The 3,773-nt window shown below is 36.8% G+C and carries 3 protein-coding genes; 1 reads left to right on the top strand and 2 read right to left on the bottom strand.

Going from position 1 to position 3,773, the window contains the following annotated elements:
• Window positions 1–222 precede the first annotated feature (222 nt).
• Both hslU and hslV read right to left on the bottom strand, forming a co-directional pair.
• Window positions 223–1,713, bottom strand: coding sequence for an ATP-dependent protease ATPase subunit HslU (gene hslU, locus GO685_RS03965; protein ID WP_175937664.1), 1,491 nt, complete (start codon window positions 1,711–1,713; stop codon window positions 223–225).
• A gap of 1 nt (window position 1,714) precedes the next feature.
• Entirely contained in the window at window positions 1,715–2,269 is a 555-nt protein-coding gene (gene hslV, locus GO685_RS03960; protein ID WP_041045053.1) for an ATP-dependent protease subunit HslV, read from the bottom strand.
• 115 nt (window positions 2,270–2,384) lie between these two features.
• Between hslV and gshA the strand changes: the two genes are divergently transcribed.
• Window positions 2,385–3,545, top strand: coding sequence for a glutamate--cysteine ligase (gene gshA / locus GO685_RS03955; RefSeq protein WP_175937663.1), 1,161 nt, complete (start codon window positions 2,385–2,387; stop codon window positions 3,543–3,545).
• Window positions 3,546–3,773 lie beyond the last annotated feature (228 nt).

The following is a 3,773-nucleotide window of genomic DNA, read 5'->3' as shown; positions in this document are numbered from 1 at the left end:
TTTGACAAGACTGCTGAGGTTTTTATGGGTTTTTTAAACTTCGTTGGTTCTCTCATATGGCTTCTCTAAAATTTTGTTCACAGAGACTAGCTCTTTTATAGCATTAACAAGACTTAATTCTTTACCGCCAAGTTTGATTTTGACATCTGTATTTTTCTCTAAATCCTCATGATTTAGCTTACTTCCTACTATTTTAATATTGCTATTACTATCAGAGCTTTATTAAAGTATAAACTTAGATAAATCCAACTGTTTTGAAATCAATTCGAGTTTATCTTTCACATACTTGCCATCTATAACAAATTTTTCACCGTTCTTCTCAGTAGCAATAAAACTTATTTCATCTAAAAGTTTCTCCATGATAGTGTGGAGCCTTCTTGCACCTATATTTTCCACTTGCCTATTAACTGTAAACGCTATTTCAGCTATAGTTTCGATGCCATCATCGGTGAATTCAAGCATTACATTTTCTGTTTTCATTAAAGCTATGTACTGCTTCAACAAACTAGACTCAGGTTCCTTTAATATTCTTATTAAGTCCTCTTGAGTAAGTGCCTTAAGCTCTACTCTGATAGGTAATCTACCCTGCAATTCTGGCAAAAGGTCAGACGGTTTAGATAAATGAAAAGCACCAGATGCAATAAATAATATATGGTCTGTCTTCACATGGCCATACTTAGTTGAAACGGTTGTTCCTTCAAGCAGTGGCAATAAATCGCGTTGTACTCCTTCTCTATTTACCTCACCTTTTACTTCTGTACGTGCTGCAATTTTATCTATTTCATCCAAAAATACTATGCCTTCATTGCTAACAAGATCAATCGCTTCTTTGATTATCTTGTCTTCATCCATTAACTTCTCACTTTCTTCGTTAATCAATATTTCTCGAGCTTCTTTTACCTTAACTGTAATAGTTTTTGTTTTTTTGCCCCCATTAAACATTTTGCCCACTAGCTCTGTGACGTTCACCACGCCAACTTGCCCACCTGGCATGCCTGGTATATCAAAAGCTGGTAGCACACTCTTACTTTCTCTGACGTTAATGGAAACTTCCCCATCTTCAAACTCCTTATTTCTCAGTTTTTCTCTGAAAACCCTTTTACTCTCTTCGGTTGCATCTTCACCAACCATAGAATTAACTATTATCCTCTCAGCTAAATTCAAAGCTTTTTTAGCTAAAGCTTTGCGAGCTTTCTCTTTAACTAAAACTGTTGCTGCATCAACTAAATCACGTATTATCGAGTCAACATCACGCCCGACATATCCTATTTCGGTGAATTTCGTTGCTTCAACTTTTATGAACGGCGCACCTGCAAGCTTTGCTAAGCGGCGAGCTATTTCTGTTTTACCAATCCCTGTATGACCAATCATCAGTATATTTTTAGGTATGATTTCATCACGTAAAGGAAGAGGAACTTTATTGCGACGCCAACGATTCCTGAGTGCAATAGCGACAGCACGCTTTGCGTCATTCTGTCCAATTATGAACCTATCCAACTCCTTAACTATCTTTTGTGGCGGCAGATCGTCCAATAAGACTTGTGTACTGTTATTAACTTGAGCATTGTTGTTATTTGAATCACAGCCATTTTTAGTGTCTTCACAGAGGTCATTTTTCTCATTGTAGGTATCACTACCATAAAACTGCCCTTCTGAAAGCCTCACAGGCTGATTGGAGAAGCTAGTGCATAAAATTTTTTGTTCAGAAGACATACTATCCCTCTATCTTTTCAATAACTACATTATGATTTGTATAAACACATATATCAGCTGCTATTTTCATAGCTCTTTTCGCTATCTCCTCTATTGATATTCCTTTTACATCAATTAAAGCTCTTGCTGCGGATAGAGCGAAATTTCCTCCAGAACCAATAGCTGCGACCCCATCTTCAGGTTCAAGAACATCACCTGTTCCTGTAATCACTAACGAAATAGATTTATCTGCAACAATCATCATAGCTTCCAATTTTCTCAAGTATTTATCCATTCTCCAATCTTTTGCAAGTTCAACACATGCTCTCATTAATTGTCCTGGGTGCCTATCAAGTTTAGATTCCAGTCTTTCAAAGAGAGTAAATGCATCGGCTGTTGCCCCTGCAAAACCAGCAATTACAGAATCACCAGAAAGGCGCCTGACTTTTTTTGCTCCGGATTTTATAACAGTGTGGCCCAGTGAAACCTGTCCATCACCTATTACTACTACACTTTTGTCTCTTCTAATTGACAGTATCGTAGTTCCATACATTTTACTGCTATCATGTTGAATCATTTTTCTATCACTTCAAATGGCAATTTCATTATACTTTAATCTTTAATCAAATGTGCTAGATATGTTTAATTATAGCGCATAATATAATACTTTCCTTATAACATTAAAAGCGCAGATGCAAAATATAATTCATCCAAAATTAAAAAAAAGTTTAAATAGTTGGTTTGAGGAGAAGTTTGATGGCCTCACATTGCCGTTTTATAGCTCCATAGACCTAAGAAACTCCGGTTACAAAATCGCCCCTATAGACGCTAATTTATTTCCTGCAGGGTTCAACAACCTAAGTGAGGTATCAAAAGCAATAGCAGCAGAGCTAATGAAGGGCTACTTTAAAGAAAAACAACATAAAAAAATTCTCATAATACCGGAGAACTACACGCGAAATAAAATGTATATAGAGAACGTATTTGCCATAGAAAAAATACTCCAACTCGCAGGTTTTGAGACTAGAATGGGCCTATTTCACAACGAAGCATACAATTTCATAGAACCATATGAAACTGTCGTGAAGGAAAACTCCCTCCTGAAGACAACTTCAGGATTTGTGCCTGACGTTGTTGTACTGAACCGGGATATGACAAGCCACATTCCAGACACGCTAGAAAATGTAAAACAAGAGATAGTGCCAAGCCCATTATATGGTTGGCACAGCAGGCAGAAATTTCAATATTTTGAAATCTATCAAAAACTAGCGTCCGAACTTCGTAGCGAATTTCAAATAGACCCGTGGCTTATTTCTGCACCTACAGCAAGTTGTAGTAGTATTAATTTCAATGACGATTCATCGCTAGAAACGGTGGCAGCTAAAGTTGATCAAGTGCTGTCCTTAGTGCAAAAAAAATATGAAGAATATAAAATAGAAACCCAACCTTATGTTTTCATCAAGGCAAGCAATGGAACATACGGAATGGGCATTATAACAGCAACAAGTGGAGAGGAAGTACTAAGCCTCAATAAAAAAAAGCGCAATAAAATGAAAAAGATAAAAGAAGGAACAGAAGTAAGCAGCGTTATTATACAAGAAGGTGTGCCAACCATCGATGTATTTGAACATAGTCCTGCAGAACCGCTGATATATTATATAGGAAATACGCCAACGTGCTATTTGTACCGGTGCAACAGTAGAAAAGATATATATTCTAGCTTAAATTCCACTGACTGTAAATTCCATGATGTCAGCCAAGTTGTGGAAAATAAAGCTCTATTGCTTTGGAATATGGTTAGTAAATTAGCGGTGCTAGCATTGGCAGTAGAAATGAAGTCTTTTCACATCTAATTTCTTACTTCTAAACGTAGCCATTGGCTAGACTTCTTGCATAACAAACCAGCCTGTGGCATGTCATAAAGCGAAAAATTTACTTGACAACCCTCGCTGTTACCCTTTTAACGCTAACTATGGATTAGAAAGAGAGTAGAGAGAAATAGGGTAAACTCCAGTATCTTAGCAACAATAGGAGGTTACCCAATGCATAAGAATATAACAGAGTTATTCTGTTTTGTAGAT

The sequence above is a fragment of the Wolbachia endosymbiont of Madathamugadia hiepei genome (assembly GCF_013366855.1).
In the GTDB taxonomy this organism is placed as follows: Bacteria; Pseudomonadota; Alphaproteobacteria; order Rickettsiales; family Anaplasmataceae; genus Wolbachia.
This window is presented reverse-complemented; position numbering and strand designations above follow the sequence as displayed.